Consider the following 25108-nt stretch of genomic DNA (forward strand, 5'->3'; position numbering starts at 1 on the left):
CACTTCAAATTGGTGCTGTTTTGGTTCCATTGAAGCGGTCTGAATGACCGCTTCAATCATCACGTGCGAACGCGAGATGCTGCTTCGAGTTCGACAGGTCTGCAGCGGCAGCAGTTACTCTTCCAGCATTTCGTCCATCGTGGCGCCTTCGGTGCCGTTCTTCTTCAACGGCCGGAAGCTCATGCGGTGAAGCGAGCAGGGGCCATGCCGCTCGATGCGGGCGCGGTGCTGCGCCGTGCCATAACCCACATGCGCGGCAAAGCCGTAATCGGGGAAGACGGCATCTGCACGCGCCATCATCCGGTCGCGGGTCACCTTGGCAACGATAGAGGCGGCGGCGATCGAGACCGAGCGCGAATCGCCCTTGACCACCGCTTGGCCTGGGCACTCCAGCCCCGGCGGCACGTCGAGGCCATCGGTCAGGACATAGCTTGCAGGGATGGCAAGGCCGCAGATTGCCCGGCGCATGGCGTCGAGGCTTGCCTTGCGGATATCCGTGAGGTCGATGTGTGTGGAACTCGACGATGCGATGGACACCGTCGCGGTTGCGAGGATTTGGGCGAAAAGTTGTTCGCGCCGTTGCGCCGAGAGCTGCTTGGAATCGTTCAGCCCGTCCGGGATACGCCTGGGATCAAGAATGACGGCAGCGGCGACGACAGGTCCGGCCAGAGGGCCGCGCCCTGCCTCATCGGCGCCAGCGACCGGCCAGTGACCGGCCTTGCGTGCCTTCAGTTCCAGCTTGAAGTCCGGGACGAGCGGCACCTCTTCGAAAAGCAGAGGAGAATCGGGTGACGTGCGAGGTTTCATGCGGCTGAACCTCGCACGCCAACCCGATTTCCTGCAAGCCCCCGGATCAGGGCGGCGCACCGGGGGCTCAGGCCGCGAAACGGGCAGGGGGCCGTTTGCGGCAGCAAGAGGCCAGGGCGGCGGCCTCCTGCGGGGTAACTCGTTATGGCATTCGCCGGACGGCCTCAGGGAACCCCCGCGTGCGGACGGGCGGCTAAAGCAGCGAAAGCTGCACGCCGCTGCCATCCGGCGGCACGAAAAGATCGTCGCGAAGCGGCATGCTGCGCCTTGTCATGCCGAGCCGTTTCGTCGCCATCTCGAAGCGGCGGGCGAGCTGCCAGGCATAGGGGCCGGCGCCTTTCATGCGCTTGCCGAATTCGGCGTCGTAGTCCTTGCCGCCGCGCATCGAGCGGACCAGCGACATGACGTGCCGGTAGCGATCCGGATAGTTCTGCAACAGCCAGTCGCGGAAGAGCGGAGCGACTTCCAGCGGCAGGCGCAGGATCACGTAGCCCGCCTCCAGCGCACCGGCAACCTTTGCCGCGTCGAGAATGCGTTCCAGCTCGTGGTCGTTCAGCGCGGGGATCATCGGAGCGGCCATCACCGAGGTCGGGATGCCCGCCTCTGTCAGGGCCTGGATCGCCTCCAGCCGGCGCGGCGGCGTTGCGGCGCGCGGTTCCATCGCACGAGCGAGCTTGCGGTCCAGCGTGGTCACCGAAAGCGCGGCACGCACAAGGCTCTTGGCTGCCATCTCCTGCAGGATATCGATATCGCGCAGAATCAGCGCCGACTTGGTGACGATCGAGACCGGATGGTTCGCCTTGTTCAGCACTTCGAGGATCTGCCGCATGATACGCCATTCCTTCTCGATCGGCTGGTAGGGATCGGTATTGGTTCCGATGGCGATGACCCGCGGCTTGTAGCCGGGCTTCGCAAGCTCGCGCTCCAAAAGTTTGGCCGCATCCGGCTTGGCAAACAGCCTGGCTTCGAAATCGAGGCCCGCCGAAAGCCCCAGATAGGCGTGCGTCGGCCGGGCGAAGCAGTAGATGCAGCCGTGTTCGCAGCCGCGATAGGGATTGATCGACCGGTCGAACGGAACGTCCGGCGACTCGTTGCGAGTAATCGCCGTGCGCGGCTTTTCGATCTGCACTTCGGTCTTGAAGGGCGGCAGTTCTTCCAGCGTCTGCCAGCCGTCGTCGAAGGTCTCGCGGTGCATCGGCTCGAAGCGCCCGCTGGGGTTCAGTCCAGCCGCGCGGCCGCGGCGCCGGTCGCCCTCGATGCGAAGGCCGGAAGAGGCGATCAACACTTCGGCAACATCCGCCGTATTGGCAGGCGCAAACGCAGCCTGCCCTGCAAGGGACTGTTCGTTCATCCGATTCTCCCGCGACAAGGCAATTGCCTTCGTCCGTCTTGATGATTAAATTCCTATCGAGAAAAAGAGAACAATGCAAGAACAAAATGAGGAAAGTCACGCTGGCAAATTTTTGTGCGGCGCTTTATAAATAGGCAATGTTGACGGTTGTTCTGGAGTGCCAGGATCAGGAACCTGAGCTGGCGCAGACTTTATCGGTGCTGGTGGCGGGTGCAGTCGAAGGGCTCGTAAGCGACGTGGTCGTGCTCGATCACGGCTCGCGCGATGGTACATCCAGGGTGGCGGACGCGGCTGGGTGCCGGTTCCATTCGCAATGGGATATCAAGGATATATTGCGCTCGGCCCGCGGCGAGTGGCTACTTTTCGTCGAACCTGGCGCCCGGCCGCAGACTGGTTGGATAGACGAGATCGCCGAATATGTCGCCCTCAACAAAGTCCCGGCGCGTTTCACCGCCTCGCGCGGATACAGGCGCCCGTTTTTCCAGCGTGTAGGCCGGTCGCTGCCGCCGCTGGAACTCGGCCTTCTCCTGTCGAAGAAACACGCGATTGCCGCCGCAAGAAGCGGAATGCGCCTTTCGGAATTTGCCAAGGGGCAGAAGCTGCGCAAGCTTTCCAGCGAGCTGATTCCCTCCTGGGTCGCCCGCGCCGCACGATAGCGCGCAAACTTTTCAGCACTCGCGCTAAAGATGGCGCCCGATACGATTTCGCGCTATAATTCAGCCATGGCGCCGCCCGAGCGCCCCGCTTCTTGGCGGCCGACCATGGAATGCCGACAGGCGGCAGAACAGGTCACAGCGGAAGTCTCCTCTTCTGCCGGGTTTCCGGCGAAAGGAGGTGCGTCATGAAACGCAATATGATCCGCGGCCTGCTGGCCGTCATATTGACGACATTGGTGATCGCGCATCCGCATTCGGCAGCATCGCAGATGATGCGCAGTTGCGCAGGCCGATCCGAGGTCGTCAAGTTCCTGGACAAGAACTTTGCCGAAAAGCTCACCGCGGTCGGACTGATCAACCAGAACGCCATTCTTGAGGTCTATGCCGCCAAGAGCGGCACCTGGACACTCATCATAACGGATGTTCACGGCGTCAGCTGCTTCCTGCTGTCGGGTGACAACTGGGAAACGATACCCACTTTGCCGGGCTTGGATACATAGCGAACGCAGGCTGCTGCCATGGCGCACCCGGGCAGCAGCGCGCCTTCTACTTCCCCACGCCGCGCTTCATGTGCTCGTCGAGCCGCGGCATGATCTCCACGAAATTGCAGGGCATGTGGCGGTAGTCAAGCTGCGCCTTCAAGATGCCGTCCCAGGCGTCCTTGCAGGCGCCGGGCGAGCCCGGGAGCACGAAGATGAAGGTAGCCTTGGCAACCCCTGCCGTTGCCCGCGATTGGATCGTCGATGTGCCGATCTTGTCGTAGGAGACGCGGTGGAAGACTGCCGAGAAGCCGTCCATGCGCTTTTCGAACAGCGGCTCCAGCGCCTCGGGCGTGACGTCGCGGCCGGTCAAGCCGGTGCCACCGGTGGTGATCACGACGTCGATGCCGTGAGTCTCCGTCCAGGCGTTGACCTGGGCTGCGATGGCCACCTTGTCGTCGCGCACGATGGCGCGGTCCATCAGCTTGTGGCCGGCCTCGGCGATCCGCGCCACAAGCGTGTCGCCGGATTTGTCGTTCTCCAGCGTGCGCGTGTCCGAAACCGTCAGCACGGCGATGCCGACGGGAATGAACGGCCGCTGTTCGTCGATACCTGTCATCACCTGTCTCCCGAAAGCGTTTCCGTCGCCTGGAAATACCAGTCCGGCCGTTCGCTGTGAAGCTTTGCCGCGGCCGCTCCGGCTGTTTCAATCGAGCCGAAGATGCCGAAACAGGTTGCGCCGGAGCCGGACATGCGGACAAGTCTTGCGCCTGCGCCCTTCAATGCGGCCGACACATCTTCGATCTCGGGAACAAGCTTGCGGGCAGGCGGCTCGAGATCGTTCCGGTTGGCCCCGATCGCCGCCAGCCAGTCGCTGCCTCGCAAGGCAAGCGGCGGGTTGTTCTTCGCCGTCAGCAGCCGGAATATCTCGGGCGTCGAGACCGCCTTCAGCGGATTGGCCAGCACGATCGCAAAAGAGGGCAAGGCAACGGGCTCGATCTGTTCGCCAATCCCGCGCGCAATCAGCGGCCGGTTCGCAAGGCACATGGGAACGTCGGCGCCAAGTCTGAGAGCGATCGCTGACAGCCTCCCGCCGGGCAGGCGGAGGCTCCAAAGCCGCATGAGGCCGCGAAGGGCGGCTGCCGCATCCGCGGACCCGCCGCCGATACCAGAGGCGATCGGAAGGTTCTTTTCGAGATGGATATGGACCGGCGGCGCATGGTCGCCCTGCGCCAGCGCTGCCTGCCGAAGCATGTCGCGCGCCTTGAGCACCAGATTGCTGCGGGATTCGATGTCGAGAGCGGGGCCGAACCGTCCGCTGATCGTGAATTCGTCCGATGGCGAAGCGGCAAAGCCCAGCCTGTCGCCGTGGCCGGCAAAGGTCACCAGCATGTCCAGCAGATGATAGCCGTCGGCTTTCTGGCCCGTCACGTGCAGGGCAAGATTGATCTTAGCGAGAGCATCTTCGGTAACCGCAAAGCCGCCGCTCATGCCCGCATCAGGCATGGGTTGTCAGGACTTCTTGTCGGCCGGCGGCGGCGTAACAGGCACCGGATCCGGCTGCTTCTTGTCGGCCGCCTTGGCGTCGTCGTTGTCCGTCGTCAGACCGTTCGCGATCTTGTTCTTGATTCGCGGAATCTCGGTCTCTTCCGGTGCCGAACTTAGCGCCCGGTTCCACTGATAAACGGCCTCGAGCTTGCGTCCGACGCGCCAGTAGGCGTCGCCCAGGTGGTCGTTGATCGTCGCATCACCGGCCTTGATCTCGGCGGCCTTTTCCAGTTCGGCAACGGCATCGTCGTAACGGTTCAGGCGGTAATAGGCCCAGCCGAGCGAGTCGATGATGTAGCCGTCGTCCGGACGAAGGTCGACGGCCTTCTTGATCATCGTCAGGCCCTCGTCGAGGTTGCGGTTCATGTCGATCCATGAATAGCCGAGATAGTTCAGAACCTGCGGCTGATCCGGATTGAGGTCGAGCGCCTTGCGGAAGTTCGGCTCGGCCTGATCCCACTTCTTCAGGCGCTCATAAGCGATTCCGCGCTGGAAGAAGACGGTCCAGTCGGCGCGGCGCGGCAGCGGGCCGATCACCTCCACCGCCTTGTCGTAATTCGCCGCCATTTCCGCATAGTTCTTGGCGTCGGAAAGCACGCTGCCATAGGCGAGATAGGAGCGGACGTCCTTCGGGTCAGAAACGATCAGCGCCTTGAGGTGTTTGCGTGCCTCGTCGGTCTTGCCGCCCTGTGCCAGGGCAAGGCCGAGCTGAAGCTCCGAGATGCGTCGCATCGGCGAGTTTTCCGGCACGCGCCTGTAGAATTCGATGGCGCGGTCCGTCTGGTCCTGTTTTTCAGCAATGCCGCCGAGAAGGACCAGCGTATCGGCGCTGTTCGGGTCAAGCGTATTGGCCGTCTGCAGATAGAGCGAGACGATGTCTTCGGCGCCGTCGCGGTTCAACGCGCTGCCGATGGAGAAAAGCACGGCGGCAGCGCCCTGCGCGGCGTTGCGCACCTGCTGTTCCGGCTTTTCGCCCTTCTCGATGCTCTGGCGCAGCGCATTCAGCGGCGCATAGTTCGGCAGCATGTTGTCACCGACCGAGATCGCGTCGAGCGCCTTCTGCTTGTTGCCCTGGGATGCTTCGAGGCGGGCAAGCGCCATGACAGCGCGCATGAAGGTGTCGGGTGCGGTCGCGCCGCCATCCTTGTCCAGCACTGCATCGTTGAGATGTCTGCGCGCGGCCGCCACGTTGCCGGTTACGATCGCAATTGCGCCCGCATGATAGTTCTGGAAGATGCCGAACCATTCCGGGCCCTTCATCTTCTCGACCATCGAAAGAGCTTCCTTGTTGCGGCCGGCGCCGGCGCGCGCCCAGGCGAGCAAAAGGTCGTTCATCATGCGGTCGAGGTCGTTCGGGCCGTCATATTTCAGGATCGCTTCGGCGGTCTTGAACTCGCCGCGGCGCATCGCGTCCATGCTGCGCACGACGGTGGTGATGCGCTCGACGGAAGGATCCTTCTTCAGGTCGTTGGCATATTTCACGCCATCTTCGATATTGCCGTTCAAAAGCAGCGAGATCATCAGGCGCTGGCGGATCTCCGGGTTGCCCGGCTCGATCTGGAGGGCCTTCTTGTAGAGCTCGATCGCCGTCTTGTAGTCATGATCGACATCGGCCGTGCGGGCAGCGAGAAATGCGCCTGCAAAAGTACCGACCGTATCCGGGTCGAAGATCACGTTCTTGCTGGCATCGTCCGTCTTGGCCGCTTCTTCGGCATTCACGCCGCCAAGCGCGCCGAGCGAAATGACCGCTGCAAGGGCTGCGCTCGAAAGAAGACGGATGGCATATCTCTGCCGCATTAGAAAACCTTTCATCAGGGCAGCCGATTCATCCGGCGGCTGCGAAATCAGTTGAAAATACTGATTCACAATAGGATGGCTTTTTTGAAGCGGCCCTGCAAGAAAATCAGCCCGCGATCAAGGACCTTTGATCAGTTGACCCGCTCGATGCAGAAATCGATCACTTCCATGAGGGCCGATTTCCAGGCCGTTTCGGGGAGCGGCGCCAGCGCGTCGCGGGCGATCGTGCCGTAATGAACGGCCCGCGAGATAGTGTCGTTCAGCGTGCCGTATTTGGTGATCAGGCCGAGGGCCTTTTCCAGGTTGGCATCGGTGCTGTTGTCGCCTTCGATCGCATCACGCCAGAAGGCGCGCTCGTCCTGGGTTCCGCGGCGATAGGCCAGGATGACGGGAAGGGTGATCTTGCCTTCGCGGAAGTCGTCGCCGACATTCTTGCCGAGATCGGCAGCCTTGCCGCCGTAATCCAGCGCGTCATCGACAAGCTGGAAGGCGAGGCCGAGATTCATGCCGTAGGATTTCAGCGCATTGCGGCCTGATTTGCCGGCGTCTGCGACAATCGGGCCGACTTCGGCAGCAGCGGCAAAGAGTGCTGCCGTCTTGGCCCGGATAACGGAAAGATAGTCGTCCTCCGTCGTCTCCATGTTCTTGGCGACCGAAAGCTGCAGCACTTCCCCTTCGGCAATGACGCAGGCGGCGGACGAAAGGACATCGAGCGCATCGAGTGAGCCGACATCCACCATCATGCGGAAGGCCTGGCCGAGCAGGAAATCGCCAACGAGAACGCTCGCCTGGTTGCCCCAGATCGTGCGCGCCGTTGATTTGCCGCGGCGTAGATCGCTTTCGTCGACGACGTCGTCATGCAGCAGCGTTGCCGTGTGCATGAACTCGACGCTGGTCGCGAGCTTGACATGGTTTTCGCCTCGATAGTCGAAGAGACAGGCCGATGCGAGCGTCAGCATCGGGCGCAGGCGCTTGCCGCCGGAAGAGATCAGGTGATTTGCGACCTCCGGAATCATCTGCACGTCGGAACCGGCCTTCGAAAGGATAAGCTGGTTGACCCGCTCCATGTCCGCCCGTGTCAAATCGACCAGCGGCTTGACGGATGCCAGTTTGTTTTTGCTTTCTTCAAGCGGTATGACCACGCCCAACGACCCGGACTCCTGTTCATTCTTTGGAATTGACAATAGAAAGGGGCGATTGAAGCGGCAAGGGGTGAATTGTCGCGCAACACAGAATTGAAAGGGAATTGACCGCAAATGCATGAACTTATCCGCGCCAATGACCCTGTTCTATTGTCCTATGCGCAGAGTCTTCTGAAGGATGCGGGAATTCACAGCTTTGTCGCGGATCAGGATATGAGCATTCTCGAGGGCTCGCTCGGCATGCTGCCGCGCCGTCTGCTCGTCGAGGAGGAGCGAGCCGATCAGGCCCGCCGCATCCTGACGGATGCCGGTCTCGCCGGCGAATTGCGTATCGCGAAATAATGTGGCCATGAACGGCGCTTCCGACACGATCGATGCCTTCCATCGCGGCGGCTTTTACATCGTCCAGCCGAAGGGCAGGGGGCACCGTTCGGGCATGGATGCCATGCTGCTCGCAGCACTCGTTGCCGATGACCGTGCGATCAAGGTTGCCGATCTTGGCGCCGGCGCCGGCGCCGCCGGACTGGCCGTGGTCTGCCGGCTGCAGAAAGCGCAGGCCGTGCTTTTCGAACGCTCTTCGGAAATGGCCGATTATGCCCGCCGAAGCATTGCCTTGCCGGAAAACGCCCATGTGGCAGGCCGCGTTTCGGTCGTCGAGGCGGATGTTACGCTCACGGCAAAGGCGCGCAACGACGCGGGCCTTGCCGACGAGGTCTTCCATCATGTCATCATGAACCCGCCTTTCAACGACGCGGCTGACCGGCGAACGCCGGATGCGCTGAAGGCTGAAGCCCATGCGATGACGGATGGTCTTTTCGAAAGGTGGATTCGTACCGCGGGCGCGATCATGATCCCCGGCGGGCAATTGTCGCTGATTGCGCGGCCGGAATCGATCGCCGACATCATCACCGGCTGCGTCAGGCGCTTCGGCGGCATCGAGATTACCGCCATCCATCCGCGCAAAGGTGAGAATGCCGTACGCATCCTGGTGACGGCGATCAAGGGGTCGCGGGCGCGGCTTTCATTGCGCGCACCCCTTATCATGCACGAAGAAGGAACGCATAAGTTCTCCCCCTTCGTCGACGATCTGAACAATGGCCGCGCGGCCTATGCAAGGCTTAGCCGGTCACGAAGTCGATAAGCAGCTTGATGTTCAATCCGGCGATCACGACTGCGATCACATAGGCAATAGTGCTCAGCCAGCGCGGCGCGACGAGCTCACCCATCTTCGCCTTGCTGGCGGTGAACATCACCAGCGGGAAGACGGCGAAGGAAAGCTGCAGGCTGAGCACGACCTGCGTCAGGATCAGCAATTGTGCCGTGCCCTGGTTGCCGTACCAGATCGTCACGATCGCCGCCGGCACGATTGCGATGGCGCGGGTGATCAGACGGCGCACCCATGGCTGAAGCTTGATCTTCAAGAAGCCTTCCATGACGATCTGGCCCGCAAGCGTTGCCGTCACGGTCGAATTCAGGCCGCAACAGAGCAGGGCGATGCCGAAAAGCGTGGGTGCGATCGCAAGCCCGAGCAGCGGTGACAGCAGCGAGTGCGCCTCGCCGAGTTCGACGATGTCCGTCCGGCCGTGGGCGTTGAATGCGGCTGCGGCCAGGATCAGGATCGAGGCGTTGATCAACAGCGCAAAGCAGAGCGCAAAGGTCGAGTCGATCGTCGCATAGGTCAGCGCTTCCCGCTTTTCCGGCACGGTGTGCCCGTAGGCGCGGGTCTGCACGATGCCGGAATGCAGATAGAGATTATGTGGCATGACCGTCGCGCCGAGAATGCCGAGCGCCAGATAGAGCATTTCCGGGTTGCTGACGATTTCCGTCGTCGGGAAGAAGCCCGTGATGACGGCGCCCCACTGCGGGTCTGCGAGGAAGATCTGTACGCCGAAGCACAGCGCAATGACGCCGAGAAGCGTGATGATGAACGCTTCGATCCAGCGGAAGCCGAGCTTTTGCAGATAGAGGATAAGGAAAACGTCGAGCGCCGTAATCAGCACGCCGAGTTCCAGCGGAACGCCGAAGATCAGGTTGAGGCCGATTGCCGTGCCGATCACCTCGGCAATGTCCGTCGCGATGATTGCGATTTCCGCAAAGGCCCAGAGCGGTACGGAAACGAATTTCGGGAAGGCGTCCCGGCAGGCCTGCGCCAGATCGCGGCCAGAAGCAATGGCAAGCCGGGCGCAAAGCGATTGCAGCACGATCGCCATGAGGTTCGAAAGCAGCGCCACAGTCAGCAGCGCGTAGCCGAATTTCGAGCCGCCGGCGAGCGAGGTCGCCCAGTTTCCGGGATCCATATAGCCGACCGCGACCATGTAGCCAGGGCCGGCAAAGGCGGCAATCCGCCGGAGTTTCGATCCCGGGCGGCCTGTGCCGATCGTGCGATAAACGTCTGAAAGCGAGGCTTCTTCGCGGTCGTGCCGCCAGCCGCCTTTTGGAGTACGATTCAAAACATCCATATGATTACCGCTTTTGGGACCAATGCCCCGCACTATGCCCGATTAGAATGATAATGCAAGTCATTCGCAAAATGAAAAATCGGATGCATGTTGGGAAGGTGGCCCATTGCGTTTGCTGCTCCATTGCATACATGGATTGCGATGCCGAGAGCGAGAAGGATTTGAAATGGCCGGATTTTTGAGAAAACTAGTACCGAAGCGTTTCCGCAAGGAAGGGGTGATCATCCCGGTCGTCAGGCTTCAGGGCGCAATCATGAGCGGCGGTGGCCAGTTCCGCCCGATACTCAATCTCGCCAATGTCGCACCGGTGCTGGAAAAGGCCTTCTCTGACAAAGAAGCTCCCGCTGTTGCCATTGCCGTCAATTCGCCGGGCGGTTCGCCCGTTCAGTCGCGGCTCATCTTCACGCGCATCCGGGAGCTTGCCCGTGAGAAGCAGAAGAAGGTGCTGGTCTTCGTCGAGGATGTGGCGGCCTCCGGCGGCTACATGATCGCGCTTGCCGGCGATGAAATCATTGCCGACCCGACCTCTATCGTCGGTTCGATCGGCGTCGTTTCCGGTGGCTTCGGCTTCCCCGAACTCCTCAAGAAGATCGGCGTCGAGCGCCGCGTCTATACGGCCGGCGAAAATAAGGTCATCCTCGATCCCTTCCAGCCTGAAAAAGAGAAGGACATCGAATATCTGAAGACACTTCAGCTCGAGATCCACGAGGTCTTCATCACCATGGTGCGCGAACGCCGCGCCGGCAGACTGAAGGATGACGAAACCGTCTTTTCCGGCCTGTTCTGGAGCGGCACGCGCGGGCTCGAACTCGGCCTCGTCGACAGCCTCGGCGACATGCGCCAGGAACTGAAAAGGCGCTACGGCCCGAAGACCAGACTGCAGCTCGTCACCGCCGCCCGCAGTCTCTTCGGCCGGCGGATTCCCGGTGTCTCGCCCGTCTCGATTGATGGCTTGGCATCAGGTCTCGCGACGGGACTTGTCGAAGCGGCGGAAGAAAAGGCATTGTGGAGCCGCTACGGACTGTGAGAGGAGAAGAAAAAGGGAGATGGCGCAGCTTATAACAATCATAATCCTGGTCGGTGCTGCCTGGTGGCTCTACCGCCGCTTCATCTCCGATGCCAAGCGCCTGCAGGAAAAATCCCGCCGTGCCGAGAAGGAGCGTCAGACCGGCGCCGTCGGCACGCTTGTCAAGGATCCGGTGACCGGCGAATACCGCGTGAAGCGGGATGATGAATGATGGTGACCGCTGAAGAACGCTGAAGAACGCGAGCAGGCTCTCGAATGAATAGGCGCTTTCCGGCTGCAAGTGCCGGCCGACTACAAGTTCGGTCGCGACAAGGCGATTTCTCGCAATAGAGCGTGCTTAGCCCCGCGCGACAGCGAAGCAATAACCGCTTTATCCGAAGCCGGAATTGCCCGGAGCCCGGGGTGAGCGTCGTTTCTTATGGTTCGATATGGGAAAAGTCGTGTTCGCCTGCGCTCTCCGCAGGTCGGAATAGTTTGACTTTAAATCGCCGATATTAAGCAGATCGGCCATTGACCTGCTCCTCAAGCCGCATCCGGGCGATACCCTCGCCAATGACATCGGATGCGCTTGGAAACGCCCGTTCTCGACGAGCTCTTCTGCAACGCGTAAATCCTTATGAGACAAGGTGACCGTTGTCTTGACGTTCGTGGAACTCCTTCCAAAACATGGTCCGATCATGCGTTATGTATTGACCCTTGTCCTCTCCCATGGCACCTGTCCGGCAAAATACGCAACCGGTGGCTTGTCTCCATGTCTGCATCGATTCCCGACCATATGAACCCGAAGCGCTCGTTCCAGGCGCTGATCCTGACGCTTCATAACTACTGGGCGGACAAGGGTTGTGCGGTTCTGCAGCCCTATGACATGGAGGTCGGCGCCGGTACGTTCCATCCGGCGACCACGCTGCGCGCGCTCGGCCCGAAGCCGTGGAAGGCTGCCTATGTCCAGCCGTCGCGCCGTCCGTCGGACGGCCGCTACGGTGAAAACCCAAACCGCCTGCAGCATTATTACCAGTATCAGGTCATCCTGAAACCGAACCCGCCGAACCTCCAGGAGCTTTACCTCGGCTCGCTGGCGGCGATCGGCCTCGATCCGCTGCTGCACGACATCCGGTTCGTCGAAGACGACTGGGAAAGCCCGACGCTGGGCGCCTGGGGGCTGGGCTGGGAGTGTTGGTGCGACGGCATGGAAGTCTCGCAGTTCACTTACTTCCAGCAGGTCTGCGGCATCGAATGCGCGCCGGTTGCCGGCGAACTGACCTATGGCCTCGAGCGTCTGGCGATGTATGTGCAGGGCGTCGACAACGTCTACGACCTGAACTTCAACGGCCGCGAAGGTGACGAAAAGATCAGCTACGGCGAAGTCTTCCTGCAGGCCGAACAGGAATACTCACGCCACAACTTCGAATTCGCCAATACCGAGATGCTGCATCGCCATTTCATCGATGCGGAGAAGGAGTGCCAGGCGCTTCTCGCCGCCGGTGCGCCGAGCGACAATGCCAATCAGCTGCTGCACAAGTGCGTATTTCCGGCCTATGACCAGTGCATCAAGGCAAGCCACGTCTTCAACCTCTTGGATGCACGCGGGGTGATCTCGGTCACCGAGCGTCAGAGCTATATCCTGCGGGTGCGCACGCTCGCCAAGGCTTGCGGTGAGGCCTTCCTTTTGACGGATGCCGGCGGCATGAATATCGCCAGGGCCGCCGCCTGAGAATGCCGCTTAGCGGCGGTGGTTGGACCGTACGACGACGCGCCGGGGCGCCGGCCGTGGGGTCTTTTGGAAGACGACAAGAGATGCGATCGCCGACAGGCTCAATAGGAAGATTGCTGCGCTCATTGTCTGATTATTTCCTCGTCATGAGTTGCGAGTGCGCCGTAACCAGCCGGCACAATAAGAAAGATACAACCGGCTATGTGTGTGCGGTATCGTGATATTTCGCTAGTCGCTGATGTAAACCGCAGCCCGGAAATGCGGGATGACAATCCAGCGGAAGCCGCATAGTCTCCGTCCAGACTTTGCGTCGTTGCGGGGGATTCGCGATGTATATCGTTCTCGGTGTGATCGTTCTGATCGCGCTTTATCTTGTCTTTATCTATAACGGTCTTGTCCGTGCCCGGCAGATGGCCGAAGAGGCCTGGTCCGGCATCGACGTGCAGCTGAAGCGCCGCGCCGATCTGATCCCAAACCTCATCGAGACCGTCAAGGGCTACGCTACCCACGAAAAGAGCACGCTGGAAGAGGTCGTTGAGCTGCGCAACAAGGCGCAGGCGGTGCCTTCTGGCGATGTAGCGGGCAGGGCGCAAGCGGAAGGCCTTCTCGGCCAGGCGCTCGGCCGTGTTTTGGCGCTTGCCGAAGCCTATCCGGACCTGAAGGCGAACGAGAACTTCTCCGAGCTTCAGGCCTCGCTCGAGACCATGGAAAGCGAAATCCAGATGGCACGCCGGTATTACAACGGCGCTGCCCGTGATCTCAACGTCAAGGTTGAAAGCTTCCCCTCCAATCTGGTCGCCGGGCAGCTCGGCTTCGAGAAGCGGGAATATTTCGAGATCACCAACGAGGCCGACCGCGCCGTTCCGGCCGTCAAATTCTGATATGGGCGTTTGCCTTTGCGCAAAAGCTGCTATGAGCAGGGCCGGTCAAGGCCGCAGGGCGGCTAGCGCAATGGACGGAATAGACAAGCGTCATGAGCAAGGACAAGAAACTCACCATCATCCCGGCTAAGGCTCCGCTCGTGGGGCGCGCCGTGCCGCCGGGCTCGAAGTCGATCACCAACCGCGCACTGCTCCTGGCTGGCCTCGCCAAGGGTATCAGCCGCCTGACCGGCGCGCTGAAGAGCGACGATACGCGCTACATGGCGGATGCGCTGCGCGCCATGGGCGTCGTCATCGACGAACCGGACGATACGAGCTTCGTCGTCACCGGAAGCGGCCAGCTGCTGGCGCCGAAAGCGCCGCTCTTCCTCGGCAATGCCGGCACTGCAACACGCTTCCTGACGGCCGCTGCCGCACTCGTTGATGGCACCGTCGTCGTCGACGGTGATCAGCACATGCGCAAGCGCCCGATCGGCCCGCTCGTTGATGCGTTGCGGTCTCTCGGAATCGATGCGACGGCCGAAACCGGCTGCCCGCCTGTAACCGTGAAGGGCACAGGCCGCTTCGAGGCGAGCCGTATCGGGATCGATGGCGGTCTCTCCAGCCAGTATGTGTCCGCGCTGCTGATGATGGCGGCCGGAGGCGACCGCCCGGTGGATATTGAACTCCTCGGCGAGGACATCGGTGCCCTCGGCTACATCGATCTCACGACCGCCGCGATGCGAGCCTTCGGCGCCAAGGTCGAGAAGACGAGCGCGGTCACCTGGCGCGTCGAGCCGACCGGCTACACGGCGGCCGATTTCGGCATCGAGCCGGATGCGTCGGCGGCAACTTATCTCTGGGCTGCCGAAGTCCTGACCGGCGGCTCCATCGATCTCGGCGTGCCGAACGGCGCCTTCACGCAGCCAGATGCGCGCGCCTATGAGATGATCGCCAAATTCCCGCGCCTGCCGGCTGAAATCGACGGCTCGCAGATGCAGGACGCGGTTCCGACGCTCGCAGTCCTTGCCGCCTTCAACGAAACGCCCGTCCATTTCGTCGGCATTGCCAATCTGCGCGTCAAGGAATGCGATCGCATCCGCGCGCTGTCGACCGGCCTGACGCAGATTCGCCCGGATCTGGCACGCGAGGAAGGCGACGATCTCATCGTCCAGTCTGATCCGTCGCTTGCCGGAAGGCGTCTTCCTGCCGAGATCGACACTTTCGCCGACCACCGCATCGCCATGAGCTTCGCGCTCGCCGGGCTGAAGATCGACGGCATCACGATCCTCGATCCGGACTGCGTCGGCAAGACGTTCCCTGCCTATTGGCGGACGCTGGCAGGACTGGGCGTCAAATATGCGAACGAGGGCTGACATTGTCTGAGGCGGCAGCGCGCCGCCGGCGGGGAGAGGTATGATGATCCGGCGGCTTTTCGGCCTTTGCTTCATTCTGTTTCTGGCGCTTGCAGCATATGGGGCAAGTGCCGCGGAGGTCATCAACTCCTTCGCATCGGATATAAAGCTCGAAAAGAGCGGCGCTGTGACGGTGACCGAGACAATCACCGTCAATGCCGAGGGCAATCGGATCCGGCGCGGCATATTCCGCGACTTTCCGCTGACTTTCGTCGATGAAGAAGGTCGCCGCCGCAGCGTCGACTTCGACGTTGTATCGGTGAAACGCGACGGCAATGACGAGCCGTGGAAGACGGAATCCGTCTCCGGCGGCATCCGTATCTATGCTGGGTCGGAAGACGTCATGCTTCCACCAGGCCGCCATCAATATGCCTTCACCTACACCACCAATCGCCAGATCCGCTATTTCGCCGATCACGACGAACTCTATTGGAATGTGACCGGTAACGGCTGGATCTTCCCGATCATGGCCGCGACCGCGACCGTGAACCTGCCAGATGGTGTCACCGCAACCGATACGAATGTCTTCACCGGTGCGCTTGGCGCAAAGGACAAGAATGCCCGGATTTCAGGCGGCAATGCCCGGCCGGTCTTCTCGACGACCATGCCGCTCGATGCCAACGAAGGTCTGACGATTGCCGTCAAGCTTCCGAAAGGCGCGATCGATCCGCCGAGCGAATCCGATCAGAACATCTGGTGGCTGAAGGACAACCGCGACTATTTCATCGGTTTCGGCGGCCTCCTCCTTGTTTTCCTTTACTACACCCGCTCCTGGCTGAAGGTCGGACGCGACCCTTCCCGCGGCGTCCTTGTGCCGCGCTGGGATCCTCCCGAAGGCATCTCGCCGGCGCTCGTCAACTACATCGACAACAAGGGCATTTCAGGCGGGGGTTGGACGGCGCTTTCGGCAACGGCGCTGGACCTGGCGGTTCGCGGCTATGTCGTTCTTGAAGACCTCAGGCAATCGATCATCGTACGCCGCACGGAAAAGCCGGTGGGTAAGGAGAAGCTGGAAGCCGGCGAAACCAGCCTCCTGAGCGCCGTCGCCAACAAGGGCTCGCTGACGATCGACAAGGCAAACGGCGAACGCGTGAAGTCGGTCGGCCAAAGCTTCCGCTCGGCGATCGAGCGGGAACATCGCGGCAAGTACTACAATTCAAATACCGGCTATACGACCGGCGGCGTCGCGCTCAGCGCTGCCGCACTTGTCGCGCTCTTCGTTTTCGGCACGCTGGAACCCGATGCGATCGTCTTGATGATCATCCCGATCGTCGTTTCTGTCTTCGTCGCCATCTTCGTGGCCGGCTTTGCACGGTCGTTCCGCCCTGGCCAGTCCCTGGGCGGCAAGATCGCCGCTGTGATCGCGATCGCCATCATCGTTTTTGTCGGCTTCAGCATCGTTTCATCGCTGGCTCTGGCACTTTTCTCCACGCTCTTGGAATTCCACGAGACGCCGATGCTCTTTGCCGTCGGCGGCATCGTGCTGCTCAACCTGCTCTATGTCTTCATCATGGGTGCGCCGACGCCGCTTGGTTCGAAGATCATGGATGGCATCGACGGCCTTCGTCAGTATCTGACCCTTGCCGAGAAGGACCGGATGAACATGGCCGGTGCGCCAGAAATGTCGCCCCAACATTTTGAGAGGCTGCTGCCCTATGCGGTTGCGCTGGGTGTCGAGAAGCCCTGGACGCGCACCTTCGAAACCTGGCTCGCGGCGGCCGCTGCCGGTGCGGCTGCGGCCTATGCCCCGTCCTGGTATTCCGGCAACTTCAGCAGCGGCAGCTTCTCCGACCGCATCGGCGGCTTCTCGTCGTCGATGGCGTCCACGATCGCCTCGACCATTCCCTCGCCTGCGCCCTCCAGTTCCTCGTCCGGTTTTTCCGGTGGCGGCGGTTCTTCGGGTGGTGGCGGGGGCGGCGGCGGCGGTGGCGGCTGGTGAGCTTTCCCGCTTGACCTTTGGCTTCCCGCCCCTTAACCGCCAGACAGAAAACGGAAAGGATCAGGCATGAAGGTTCTGTTGATCGGCTCGGGCGGACGCGAGCATGCGCTTGCCTGGAAGCTGGCACAATCGCCGCTGATGACGGAATTCTATGCCGCGCCGGGCAACCCGGGCATTGCGGAACATGCGAGGCTCGTTTCCCTGAAGGTTGAAGATCACGAGGCAGTCGCCGCCTTCTGCGCGCAAAAGGCGATCGACTTTGTCGTCGTCGGCCCCGAGGCGCCGCTGGTTGCCGGCCTTGCCGACCGCCTGCGAGCCGATGGGCTGAAGGTCTTCGGTCCCTCCGCTGCAGCAGCCCAGCTCGAAGGTTCCAAGGGTTTTACCAAGGATATCTGCGCCCGCTACAACATCCCGACCGGTGCCTACCGGCGCTTCAACAACGCCCCGAAGGCAAAGGCCTATATCCGCGAAAAAGGCGCCCCGATCGTCGTCAAGGCGGATGGTCTTGCCGCCGGCAAGGGTGTGACGGTGGCGATGACCGTCGAGGAGGCGCTTGCCGCAGTCGACGATTGCTTCGAGGGTGCGTTCGGCGCAGCCGGCGCCGAGGTCGTCATCGAGGCTTATCTCGACGGTGAAGAGGCAAGCTTCTTCTGCCTCTGCGACGGCAGCAACGCCCTGCCGCTGGCGACCGCACAGGATCACAAGCGTGTGGGCGAGGGTGATACCGGCGTCAACACCGGCGGCATGGGCGCCTATTCGCCGGCTCCGGTGATGACGGCCGAGATGATCGAACGGACGATGAAGGAAATCATCGAGCCGACGATCTGCGGCATGGCTGAAAGCGGCTATCCCTTCTCCGGTGTTTTCTTCGCCGGGCTGATGATTACGGCAAAGGGCCCGGAACTCATCGAATACAATGTCCGCTTCGGCGATCCCGAGTGCCAGGTACTGATGATGCGCTTGAAGAGCGATCTGCTGCCGCTGCTGCTGGCAGCGGCCGAAGGCACGCTCGACAAGGTTACAGCCGAGTGGAGCGACGATCCGGCGCTGACCGTCGTGATGGCCTCTAAGGGGTATCCGGGCTCCTACGAGAAGAACACGCCGATCCTCTCGCTGCCGGAGGCAGGCGACGGCGCGAAAGTATTCCATGCCGGCACGTCTTTGAAGGACGGCGAGCTTGTCGCGACCGGCGGCCGTGTGCTGAACGTGACCGCCACCGGCCGATCAGTCGGGGAAGCGCAGAGCCGCGCCTATGCGCTGCTCGACAAGGTGGAATGGGAAAACGGTTTCTGCCGCCGCGATATCGGCTGGCGGGCGATCGAGCGCGAAAAAGCTTAACTCTGGCCCGAAATCGGGTCAGTTCCCTAAATTTTTACCCTTTCCCCTGACGGGATGGAAATAAAGGCGCGCTATTCTGTTCCCATAGTAAGTCGGAGCAGTTTCCATGCGTCAATTCATTCTCGGTGCGGCAATTCTTCTGGCAGCCGGCTCGGCGATGGCATCCTCGATCGAGGTGATCGGCAAGACACCGCGCACCGGCGGTGAAAGCATCGTGACCGAGACCTGCACGACCTGCCCCCCGCTGCAATCGACCGAACGCAAGAAGGATTACACAGTCCCGGCCTTGCCGCCCGGCGCCATCCAGGCCAGCGCGCTCCGCGATGTGGCCGGAGAGCAGAAGCTCTACCGTACCGAAGGCTGGATGGGCGGCTCGCCCGTCGTTTTCGTGACCAAGGCAACCCCTGAAGTCCTGGCCGCCTTCAAGGTGACGGTCCCCGTCGAAGGCATCGACCCGACGGCAACTACCTCTGTCATCGGCGGCGATGCGAAGCCTGTTGTTGCAGGTATGTCCGCTCCTGCGGAACAAACGGCGCCGCTCGACGTTTCCGACTTTAAGCTAAGGATGTGATTTTTAGTTCCCTGCCCCTGACCCGGCCAAGGTTTTGGTCGTACGGGGTCCGCCGTATGGCGGATTGAATGCGCTCCTGAAGAGAAGCAGGAGCGCATTCTTTATTTCAATTGATTTCAAAGTACTCATGCAACCTGAGTAATCATACAAGAAACATGATTCAGTTTCGTCGGCAGAGCACAAGGACATGCCTTTTGATCAGACGGGCGTCGCGAGGCTTTCCACCAGCCGGTCGATCTCCCGGTCCGAGAAGACCTGGATTCCCGCGCGCTTCAGCAGGGCAGCTGTAACACCATTGCCGTCCCGCCGCGCTCCGCTGAAAGACCCATCATAAATGACACCGGAACCGCACGAGGGGCTGCCGTCGATGAGTAGCGCATGGGTGCAGCCCGTCTCCTGAGCCAGCCTGAGCGCATTCTGCGCCGCTTCTCGGAATGCCGCCGTCACATCGCCTCCGGTGATCTCCAGCACACGTGCTGCTCCCGACAGCACGTCCTTGCCGCTCGCGCCGCCCTCGATTTCCGCCGGCGGCCGCGGCACCGGCATGCCTGCCGACATTTCCGGACAGATCGTCACCAGCCTCCCCTCCGCCCGCCACCGCTCGAGCGCCGGATGTGCCAGGGGCTTCGCCCGGCCGTCATAACGGACGGCATGGCCCATGAGACAGGCGCTGACGAGGATTTTGGTGGTCATGATTGTCTGATAGCGCGAGCGCTGGTGAATGACCAGTGGGATGCGCTTTTCCTCCACCTCATCCCTGTGCCTGTCGCAGGGATCCAGCAGCGCATGTCCATCGCGTGGGAGACCTCATTCAAAGGGCAACAGAACCATTCACGGCGCAACGCGCCGTGAATGGTTCCTGTCACAAGCACAGGAATGAGGTGCCGAGGAACCGTTACCCTGCGATCTTCGAGAAGTCCGCAACCGTCCCCGTCGCCTCGCGGATCAGCCGCAGAAGGGCGAGGCGGTTGGCGCGGATCGCCGCGTCCTCGTCGTTGACGAGCACGTCGTCGAAGAAGCGGTCGACCGGGATGCGGAGCTTCGAAAGCGCCTCCATAGCCGAGCGGAAGTCTTCCCTGGCGATTGCGGCGGAAGCCTCGGCCGAGGCTTTGGCGATGGCGGCAAAGAGCTCCGTTTCGGCATCCAGCCGGAACAGCTTTTCCGAAACGCCGTCGGCGATGACGGTGCCCTTCTTCTCCTCGGCGGCCAGAATCTGCGTGGCGCGCTTGGTGCCGACCAGGAGGTTCTTGCCGTCTTCCGAGGTAATGAAAGCCGTCAGCGCCTCGACGCGGCGGGCGATCATGAGAAGGTCGTCGGCCTCGGATGTGACGACGGCATCGATCAGATCGTAGCGAGCACCCTGGTCGCGGAGATAGACCTTGAGGCGGTCGTGGAAGAAGGAGAGGAGGTTGATTGCCAGCTCATATTCTTCTTCGATTGTCTTTGGATGGCCGTCAGCAAGATAATTCTTGCAATATTTGATAGCTTCGCGCTGTTCTTGTACGAGCCTCTCGTGGTCGAGTCTTTCGTTATCCTGTTGGATTTTAAGCTCGAAAAGGCTTATCGAAGCTTCATGGCTAGCAATGGCCACAGCCCATTCGCTACGAAATGCAGAGCGAAACAGCGGGATGAGGGATGCTCTGATTCCCCGTTCCAACAGCAGCCGTATCGATCCTAGCGCTGCCCTTCTTAACGCGAACGGATCCTTTGAACCGGTTGGTTTTTCGTTTATTCGCCAAAACCATACAAGTGTGTCGATCTTGTCAGCAAGCGCTATGGTTATGGCAACATGGTCGGTAGGCACTCGGTCGGTAGGACCCTGAGGCTTATAATGGTCCTCCAGTGCCGCCGCCACTGTTTCATCTTCACCTTGCAGCAGCGCATATTTCTTCCCCATTGCACCCTGTAGTTCGGGGAATTCGCCCACGACCTCAGTTCGCAGGTCCGCCTTTGCCAACGCTGCGGCCCGACCGACCTTTAGGGGATCTGCATTGACGATTTTACCGATTTCGCCGGCAAGGGTGCGAACGCGTGTTACCCGCTCGCCCTGCGTTCCGATTTTCGCGTGGAACGTCACATGCAGCGCATCGAGCTTCGCCATCCGCTGATCGAGCGGCTTCCTCAGATCAAGCCCGAATTTCTTCGCCGATGCCTCCAGCGTTTCGAGGTCCGGCAAGTTCCCCTGGTCGCGCTTCCAAAAATGTAGCGCGTCTGAAAGGCGGGCGCGGACGACTTTGCCATTGCCGTGGATGATTTCCTTGCCGCCGTCGGTCGCCTCAACATTGGAGACGAGGATGAACTTGTTCGAAAGCGTCTCTTCGCCCTGTTTGCGCGTTACGAAACACTTCTGGTTCGTCTTGATCGTCAGCCGGATGATTTCGGAGGGGATCGAGAGGTAATCCTCCTCGAAGCTGCCCATCAGCACTTGCGGCCATTCGACGAGGCCGGAGACTTCCTCCAGCAGACCGTCGTCCTCGACCAGTTCCAGTCCGCCGGCAAAGGCGATGTCGCGGGCATCATGCAGGATGATGTTCTTGCGCCGCTCGGCATCGAGGATGACCTTCGCTTTTTCGAGGCTCGCGGCATAGTCGTCGAAACGCTTGACGGTGATGGCGCCTGGCGCATGGAAGCGGTGCCCGTAAGTCACATTGGAGGCGACGATGCCGTCGATCTCGAAGGGGATGACGGAGGTTTCCTCATGCTCGGTGCCGAAAGTGCAGACGATCGATTGCAGCGGGCGCACCCAGCGCAGCGAGCCAGGTTTGGAGGACGCCTTGCCCCAGCGCATGGATTTCGGCCAGGGGAAATCGCGGATGATGCCGGGCATAACGTCGCTGATGATCTCTTCCGCAGCGCGGCCGGGCCTTGAAATCACGGCAATGTAGAAATCGCCCTTTTTCGGGTCGCTACTCACCTGCGCCTCGGAAATCGAGGAAAGGCCGGCGCCGCGCAAAAAGCCTTCGATCGCCTTTTCGTTGGCATCGGTGCGCGGGCCCTTGCGCTCTTCGCGCACATCGGCGGAGCGGGCAGTCAGTCCGCGGATATCAAGCGTCAGGCGGCGCGGCGTCCAGTATTCGCGCGCGCCCTCATAGGAAAGTCCTGCCTCCACCAGCGCATCGGTGACGAGCTTCTTCAGGTCGCCGGCAGCCTTGCGCTGCATGCGGGCCGGAATTTCCTCGGAGCGAAGTTCTAGAAGCAGATCGGGCATGACACTTTTCCTTGCCTCCATTAGGGGGCGGTCCAAAACGGTCGCCTCTGCTACCAAAGAATGCCGCATCTGCACAACCGCAAAAACGGGAAATCCAGGCGCGCCAAGTGAGGAGACAATCGCCCTTCTGCGTCGCGCGGCCCCCGCATCCGCCCTGCCGGGCACCTTGTCCCTCGGGGAGAAGGAGATGAGGCCGCTGCGCTTTGTCGTCCCTTCTCCCCAGCGGGGAAAAGGTGGCCCGAAGGGTCGGATGGCTGCGAGCGCAAACCTGTATGAAGGCGTCAGTCTGCTGTGGAAAGCTCTGCCGGGCATTGCCTTGCCGCTTTTCGCCGCTATGGTCCCGCTACCTTCGTTAGTTCAGGAAATCCCATGGCCGCAGACCTCCGCTCGCTTGCCGCAGTCATCGCCTCCGAAATCAATGCCCGGCCGGACCAGGCCAAAGCCGCGATCGAGCTGCTTGACGAGGGCGCGACCGTTCCCTTCATCGCGCGCTACCGCAAGGAAGTGACGGGCGGCCTGGATGATACCCAACTGCGCAATCTGGCAGAACGCCTCGTCTATCTGCGCGAACTGGAAGCCCGCCGCGACACGATCGTCGAATCGATCGCCGGCCAGGGCAAGATGACCGACGAATTGATGGGCAAGATCGTCGGCGCCGCCACCAAGGCAGAGCTCGAGGATCTCTACCTGCCCTATAAACCGAAGCGCCGTACCCGTGCCGAGATCGCCCGCGAGCGCGGCCTCGGACCGCTGGCCGACGCGATCCTCGCCGATCGCTCGAAGGGACCGGCGGTGCTGGCGGAGGGCTATATCACTGCCGATGTGCCGGATGCGAAGACGGCGCTCGAAGGCGCACGCGATATCGTCGCCGAAGGCATTGCGGAAAATGCCGATTTGCTCGGCAAGCTCCGTGCCCATATGCGCAGCGCCGCGTTTGTGAAGGCCAAGGTCGTGGATGGCAAGCAGACGGCCGGCGAGAAGTTCTCCGACTATTTTGACCATTCGGAGCGCTGGGCGACCGCGCCCGGCCATCGCGCACTCGCCATGCTGCGCGGCTGGAACGAGGAAGTGCTGACGCTGACGATCGAGGCCGATGCCGAGACCGCCTCTCCCAACAAACCTGTCGAGCGCATGATCGCTGCTGCCTATGAAATCGGCGCGAGCCGCCCCGGCGACCGCTGGCTGATGGATGTCGCAAGCTGGACCTGGCGCGTCAAACTTTCCATGTCGCTGTCTCTCGACCTGATGCGCGAACTGCGCGAACGCGCCGAAGAGGAGGCGATCCACGTCTTTGCGCGAAACTTGAAGGATCTGCTGCTGGCGGCGCCTGCCGGATCGCGCGCCACAATGGGCCTCGATCCTGGCATCCGCACTGGCGTCAAGGTCGCAGTGGTCGACGGCACCGGCAAGGTCGTTGCGACCTCCACGGTCTATCCCTTCCAGCCGCGGAACGACGTGCGAGGCGCTCAGGCAGAACTCACCGCGCTGATCCTTAAGCACAATGTCGAACTGATCTCCATCGGCAACGGCACTGGAAGCCGCGAAACCGAAAAGCTGGTGGCCGACATGCTGGCCGATCTTCCGGGCGCAAAGCCCACCAAGGTCATCGTTTCGGAAGCCGGCGCGTCGGTCTATTCCGCCTCCGCGACCGCCGCAGCTGAATTTCCGGATCTCGACGTGTCGCTGCGTGGCGCGGTTTCCATCGCCCGCCGCCTGCAGGATCCGCTGGCCGAACTTGTCAAGATCGAGCCGAAATCGATCGGCGTCGGCCAGTACCAGCATGACGTCGACCAACAGAAGCTGTCGCGCTCGCTGGACGCTGTCGTCGAAGACGCGGTGAATGCCGTCGGCGTCGATCTCAACACGGCTTCGGCGCCGCTGCTTTCACGCGTTTCCGGCCTCGGCCCGTCGATCGCCGAAGCCATCGTCGTCCATCGCGACCAGAACGGTCCCTTCCAAAGCCGCCGCGACCTGCTCAAGGTCGCGCGTCTCGGCAACCGCACCTTCGAGCAGGCGGCAGGCTTCCTGCGCATCCCGAACGGCAAGGAGCCCCTCGACGCGTCCTCGGTGCATCCAGAAGCCTATGGCGTGGCAAAGAAGATCGTTGCCGCCTGCGGCCGCGACCTGCGGTCGCTGATGGGCGACAGCGTGGCGCTGAAATCGATTGATCCGCGGCAGTTCATCGACGAGAAGTTCGGCCTGCCGACGGTCAAGGATATCCTCGCCGAACTGGAAAAGCCCGGCCGCGATCCGCGCCCGAGCTTCAAGACGGCAACCTTCGCAGAAGGCGTCAACGAAATCTCCGATCTCAAGCCCGGCATGATGCTGGAAGGCACGGTGACCAATGTTGCGGCCTTTGGCGCCTTCGTCGATATCGGCGTGCATCAGGACGGCCTGGTGCATGTCTCGCAGCTTGCCGACCGCTTCGTCAAAGATCCTCACGAAGTTGTGAAGGCCGGCGATGTCGTTAAGGTGCGGGTCGTCGAAGTCGATGCAAAACGCAAGCGCATCGGTCTTTCGATGCGCAAAGACGATGGCTCCTCGGCTTCAGCGCCCCGCGGCGAGCCCCGTGTAAATCAGGGCGCACGGCCGCAAAACGACCGGCGTCCGGCTGTCCCGAAACAGGAAACCCAAGGCGCCTTCGGCGCTGCCCTTGCCGAGGCCATGAAGCGAAAATAATAGCTTAACGGCAGGCATTGCAAAAATGTCACAGTTCGGCGGCCTTGTTGCGGAACTGCCAAATACGGCGCTTGTGTGGCGGATGAGAGCGACTAAGTTTAACCCATAACATCCTGTCACA

The 25108-nt window shown here is 61.5% G+C and carries 22 protein-coding genes; 13 read left to right on the forward strand and 9 right to left on the reverse strand.

Translation table 11 applies throughout. The features are described from left to right. Positions 1–114: 114 nt before the first annotated feature. Positions 115–807 carry a ribonuclease HII gene (locus ISN39_RS02775; RefSeq protein WP_074066846.1) on the reverse strand — a complete coding sequence of 231 codons (693 nt, stop codon included), beginning with the start codon at positions 805–807 and terminating at the stop codon, positions 115–117. 193 nt (positions 808–1000) lie between these two features. Then, complete coding sequence (locus tag ISN39_RS02780; protein ID WP_194729104.1) at positions 1001–2158, reverse strand: PA0069 family radical SAM protein; 1158 nt, start codon at positions 2156–2158, stop codon at positions 1001–1003. A 137-nt stretch (positions 2159–2295) separates the two neighbouring features. Between ISN39_RS02780 and ISN39_RS02785 the strand changes: the two genes are divergently transcribed. Continuing rightward, a complete protein-coding gene (locus ISN39_RS02785; protein WP_074066848.1) occupies positions 2296–2814 on the forward strand; it encodes a glycosyl transferase in 519 nt (172 codons plus the stop codon). Between the two features lie 185 nt (positions 2815–2999). Continuing rightward, positions 3000–3314 (forward strand): hypothetical protein, encoded by a 315-nt coding sequence (locus ISN39_RS02790; RefSeq protein ID WP_194729105.1) that lies wholly within the window; start codon positions 3000–3002, stop codon positions 3312–3314. Positions 3315–3360: 46 nt separating this feature from the next. Here the strand turns inward: ISN39_RS02790 and moaB are convergent, their stop codons facing one another. From moaB to ISN39_RS02810, 4 genes are all read right to left on the reverse strand, one after another. Continuing rightward, entirely contained in the window at positions 3361–3912 is a 552-nt protein-coding gene (gene moaB, locus ISN39_RS02795) for a molybdenum cofactor biosynthesis protein B (protein WP_074066850.1), read from the reverse strand. Continuing rightward, positions 3912–4799, reverse strand: a complete 888-nt coding sequence (locus tag ISN39_RS02800) for a 4-(cytidine 5'-diphospho)-2-C-methyl-D-erythritol kinase (protein WP_074066851.1) — start codon at positions 4797–4799, stop codon at positions 3912–3914. The genes moaB and ISN39_RS02800 overlap by 1 nt, the downstream gene beginning before the upstream one ends. A gap of 6 nt (positions 4800–4805) precedes the next feature. Then, positions 4806–6638 (reverse strand): tetratricopeptide repeat protein, encoded by a 1833-nt coding sequence (locus tag ISN39_RS02805; RefSeq protein ID WP_194730088.1) that lies wholly within the window; start codon positions 6636–6638, stop codon positions 4806–4808. A 131-nt stretch (positions 6639–6769) separates the two neighbouring features. After that, the gene (locus ISN39_RS02810) at positions 6770–7786 is read right to left on the reverse strand and encodes a polyprenyl synthetase family protein (RefSeq protein ID WP_074066852.1); all 1017 of its coding nucleotides are present in this window, start codon (positions 7784–7786) and stop codon (positions 6770–6772) included. A gap of 108 nt (positions 7787–7894) precedes the next feature. On the opposite strand from ISN39_RS02810, the gene ISN39_RS02815 reads away from it, so the two are divergent. Together ISN39_RS02815 and ISN39_RS02820 are read left to right on the forward strand one after the other, a co-directional pair. After that, a complete protein-coding gene (locus ISN39_RS02815) occupies positions 7895–8122 on the forward strand; it encodes a DUF2007 domain-containing protein (RefSeq protein WP_194729106.1) in 228 nt (75 codons plus the stop codon). 7 nt (positions 8123–8129) lie between these two features. Further along, a complete protein-coding gene (locus tag ISN39_RS02820; protein ID WP_194729107.1) occupies positions 8130–8921 on the forward strand; it encodes a methyltransferase in 792 nt (263 codons plus the stop codon). Here ISN39_RS02820 and ISN39_RS02825 read toward each other — a convergent pair. Beyond that, complete coding sequence (locus ISN39_RS02825; RefSeq protein WP_092583473.1) at positions 8899–10239, reverse strand: Nramp family divalent metal transporter; 1341 nt, start codon at positions 10237–10239, stop codon at positions 8899–8901. The two genes, ISN39_RS02820 and ISN39_RS02825, sit on opposite strands and share 23 nt — an antisense overlap. Positions 10240–10405: 166 nt before the next feature. On the opposite strand from ISN39_RS02825, the gene ISN39_RS02830 reads away from it, so the two are divergent. The 8 genes from ISN39_RS02830 (at position 10406) to ISN39_RS02865 (ending at position 19100) form a co-directional block, all read left to right on the forward strand. Next, entirely contained in the window at positions 10406–11266 is an 861-nt protein-coding gene (locus ISN39_RS02830) for a S49 family peptidase (RefSeq protein WP_022716538.1), read from the forward strand. A 19-nt stretch (positions 11267–11285) separates the two neighbouring features. Next, positions 11286–11477, forward strand: coding sequence for a hypothetical protein (locus ISN39_RS02835; RefSeq protein ID WP_194729108.1), 192 nt, complete (start codon positions 11286–11288; stop codon positions 11475–11477). A 540-nt stretch (positions 11478–12017) separates the two neighbouring features. Continuing rightward, the gene (locus ISN39_RS02840) at positions 12018–12977 is read left to right on the forward strand and encodes a glycine--tRNA ligase subunit alpha (protein ID WP_022716535.1); all 960 of its coding nucleotides are present in this window, start codon (positions 12018–12020) and stop codon (positions 12975–12977) included. Positions 12978–13306: 329 nt separating this feature from the next. After that, positions 13307–13858 (forward strand): LemA family protein, encoded by a 552-nt coding sequence (locus ISN39_RS02845; RefSeq protein ID WP_194729109.1) that lies wholly within the window; start codon positions 13307–13309, stop codon positions 13856–13858. A 92-nt stretch (positions 13859–13950) separates the two neighbouring features. Then, positions 13951–15213: a 3-phosphoshikimate 1-carboxyvinyltransferase gene (gene aroA / locus ISN39_RS02850; protein ID WP_194729110.1), complete on the forward strand. Its 1263-nt coding sequence runs from the start codon at positions 13951–13953 to the stop codon at positions 15211–15213. Positions 15214–15256: 43 nt separating this feature from the next. After that, on the forward strand, positions 15257–17191 hold the full coding sequence (locus tag ISN39_RS02855) for a DUF2207 domain-containing protein (protein ID WP_194730089.1): 1935 nt from the start codon (positions 15257–15259) through the stop codon (positions 17189–17191). A 66-nt stretch (positions 17192–17257) separates the two neighbouring features. Further along, positions 17258–18529 carry a phosphoribosylamine--glycine ligase gene (gene purD / locus ISN39_RS02860; RefSeq protein WP_194729111.1) on the forward strand — a complete coding sequence of 424 codons (1272 nt, stop codon included), beginning with the start codon at positions 17258–17260 and terminating at the stop codon, positions 18527–18529. Positions 18530–18635: 106 nt separating this feature from the next. Beyond that, positions 18636–19100 (forward strand): plant virulence effector HPE1-like domain-containing protein, encoded by a 465-nt coding sequence (locus ISN39_RS02865; protein ID WP_074066861.1) that lies wholly within the window; start codon positions 18636–18638, stop codon positions 19098–19100. 198 nt (positions 19101–19298) lie between these two features. Here the strand turns inward: ISN39_RS02865 and ISN39_RS02870 are convergent, their stop codons facing one another. Next, positions 19299–19793, reverse strand: coding sequence for a DUF523 domain-containing protein (locus tag ISN39_RS02870; RefSeq protein ID WP_194729112.1), 495 nt, complete (start codon positions 19791–19793; stop codon positions 19299–19301). Positions 19794–19995: 202 nt separating this feature from the next. After that, positions 19996–22308 (reverse strand): glycine--tRNA ligase subunit beta, encoded by a 2313-nt coding sequence (glyS, locus tag ISN39_RS02875; protein WP_194729113.1) that lies wholly within the window; start codon positions 22306–22308, stop codon positions 19996–19998. A 369-nt stretch (positions 22309–22677) separates the two neighbouring features. Here glyS and ISN39_RS02880 point away from each other — a divergent pair, with 369 nt between their 5' ends. Further along, a complete protein-coding gene (locus ISN39_RS02880; RefSeq protein WP_194729114.1) occupies positions 22678–24987 on the forward strand; it encodes a Tex family protein in 2310 nt (769 codons plus the stop codon). Positions 24988–25108 lie beyond the last annotated feature (121 nt).

This window comes from Rhizobium sp. 007, assembly GCF_015353075.1.
Classification (GTDB): Bacteria; Pseudomonadota; Alphaproteobacteria; order Rhizobiales; family Rhizobiaceae; genus Rhizobium.

Excerpts from the sequence above, each read along its gene's own strand:
- ISN39_RS02775 (WP_074066846.1), bottom strand. The coding sequence starts at position 807 with ATGAAACCTCGCACGTCACCCGATTCTCCTCTGCTTTTCGAAGAGGTG.
- ISN39_RS02780 (WP_194729104.1), bottom strand. The coding sequence starts at position 2,158 with ATGAACGAACAGTCCCTTGCAGGGCAGGCTGCGTTTGCGCCTGCCAAT.
- ISN39_RS02785 (WP_074066848.1), top strand. The coding sequence starts at position 2,296 with ATGTTGACGGTTGTTCTGGAGTGCCAGGATCAGGAACCTGAGCTGGCG.
- ISN39_RS02790 (WP_194729105.1), top strand. The coding sequence starts at position 3,000 with ATGAAACGCAATATGATCCGCGGCCTGCTGGCCGTCATATTGACGACA.
- moaB (WP_074066850.1), bottom strand. The coding sequence starts at position 3,912 with ATGACAGGTATCGACGAACAGCGGCCGTTCATTCCCGTCGGCATCGCC.
- ISN39_RS02800 (WP_074066851.1), bottom strand. The coding sequence starts at position 4,799 with ATGCCTGATGCGGGCATGAGCGGCGGCTTTGCGGTTACCGAAGATGCT.
- ISN39_RS02805 (WP_194730088.1), bottom strand. The coding sequence starts at position 6,638 with ATGCGGCAGAGATATGCCATCCGTCTTCTTTCGAGCGCAGCCCTTGCA.
- ISN39_RS02815 (WP_194729106.1), top strand. The coding sequence starts at position 7,895 with ATGCATGAACTTATCCGCGCCAATGACCCTGTTCTATTGTCCTATGCG.
- ISN39_RS02820 (WP_194729107.1), top strand. The coding sequence starts at position 8,130 with ATGAACGGCGCTTCCGACACGATCGATGCCTTCCATCGCGGCGGCTTT.
- ISN39_RS02825 (WP_092583473.1), bottom strand. The coding sequence starts at position 10,239 with ATGGATGTTTTGAATCGTACTCCAAAAGGCGGCTGGCGGCACGACCGC.
- ISN39_RS02830 (WP_022716538.1), top strand. The coding sequence starts at position 10,406 with ATGGCCGGATTTTTGAGAAAACTAGTACCGAAGCGTTTCCGCAAGGAA.
- ISN39_RS02835 (WP_194729108.1), top strand. The coding sequence starts at position 11,286 with ATGGCGCAGCTTATAACAATCATAATCCTGGTCGGTGCTGCCTGGTGG.
- ISN39_RS02840 (WP_022716535.1), top strand. The coding sequence starts at position 12,018 with ATGTCTGCATCGATTCCCGACCATATGAACCCGAAGCGCTCGTTCCAG.
- ISN39_RS02845 (WP_194729109.1), top strand. The coding sequence starts at position 13,307 with ATGTATATCGTTCTCGGTGTGATCGTTCTGATCGCGCTTTATCTTGTC.
- aroA (WP_194729110.1), top strand. The coding sequence starts at position 13,951 with ATGAGCAAGGACAAGAAACTCACCATCATCCCGGCTAAGGCTCCGCTC.
- ISN39_RS02855 (WP_194730089.1), top strand. The coding sequence starts at position 15,257 with ATGATCCGGCGGCTTTTCGGCCTTTGCTTCATTCTGTTTCTGGCGCTT.
- purD (WP_194729111.1), top strand. The coding sequence starts at position 17,258 with ATGAAGGTTCTGTTGATCGGCTCGGGCGGACGCGAGCATGCGCTTGCC.
- ISN39_RS02865 (WP_074066861.1), top strand. The coding sequence starts at position 18,636 with ATGCGTCAATTCATTCTCGGTGCGGCAATTCTTCTGGCAGCCGGCTCG.
- ISN39_RS02870 (WP_194729112.1), bottom strand. The coding sequence starts at position 19,793 with ATGACCACCAAAATCCTCGTCAGCGCCTGTCTCATGGGCCATGCCGTC.
- glyS (WP_194729113.1), bottom strand. The coding sequence starts at position 22,308 with ATGCCCGATCTGCTTCTAGAACTTCGCTCCGAGGAAATTCCGGCCCGC.
- ISN39_RS02880 (WP_194729114.1), top strand. The coding sequence starts at position 22,678 with ATGGCCGCAGACCTCCGCTCGCTTGCCGCAGTCATCGCCTCCGAAATC.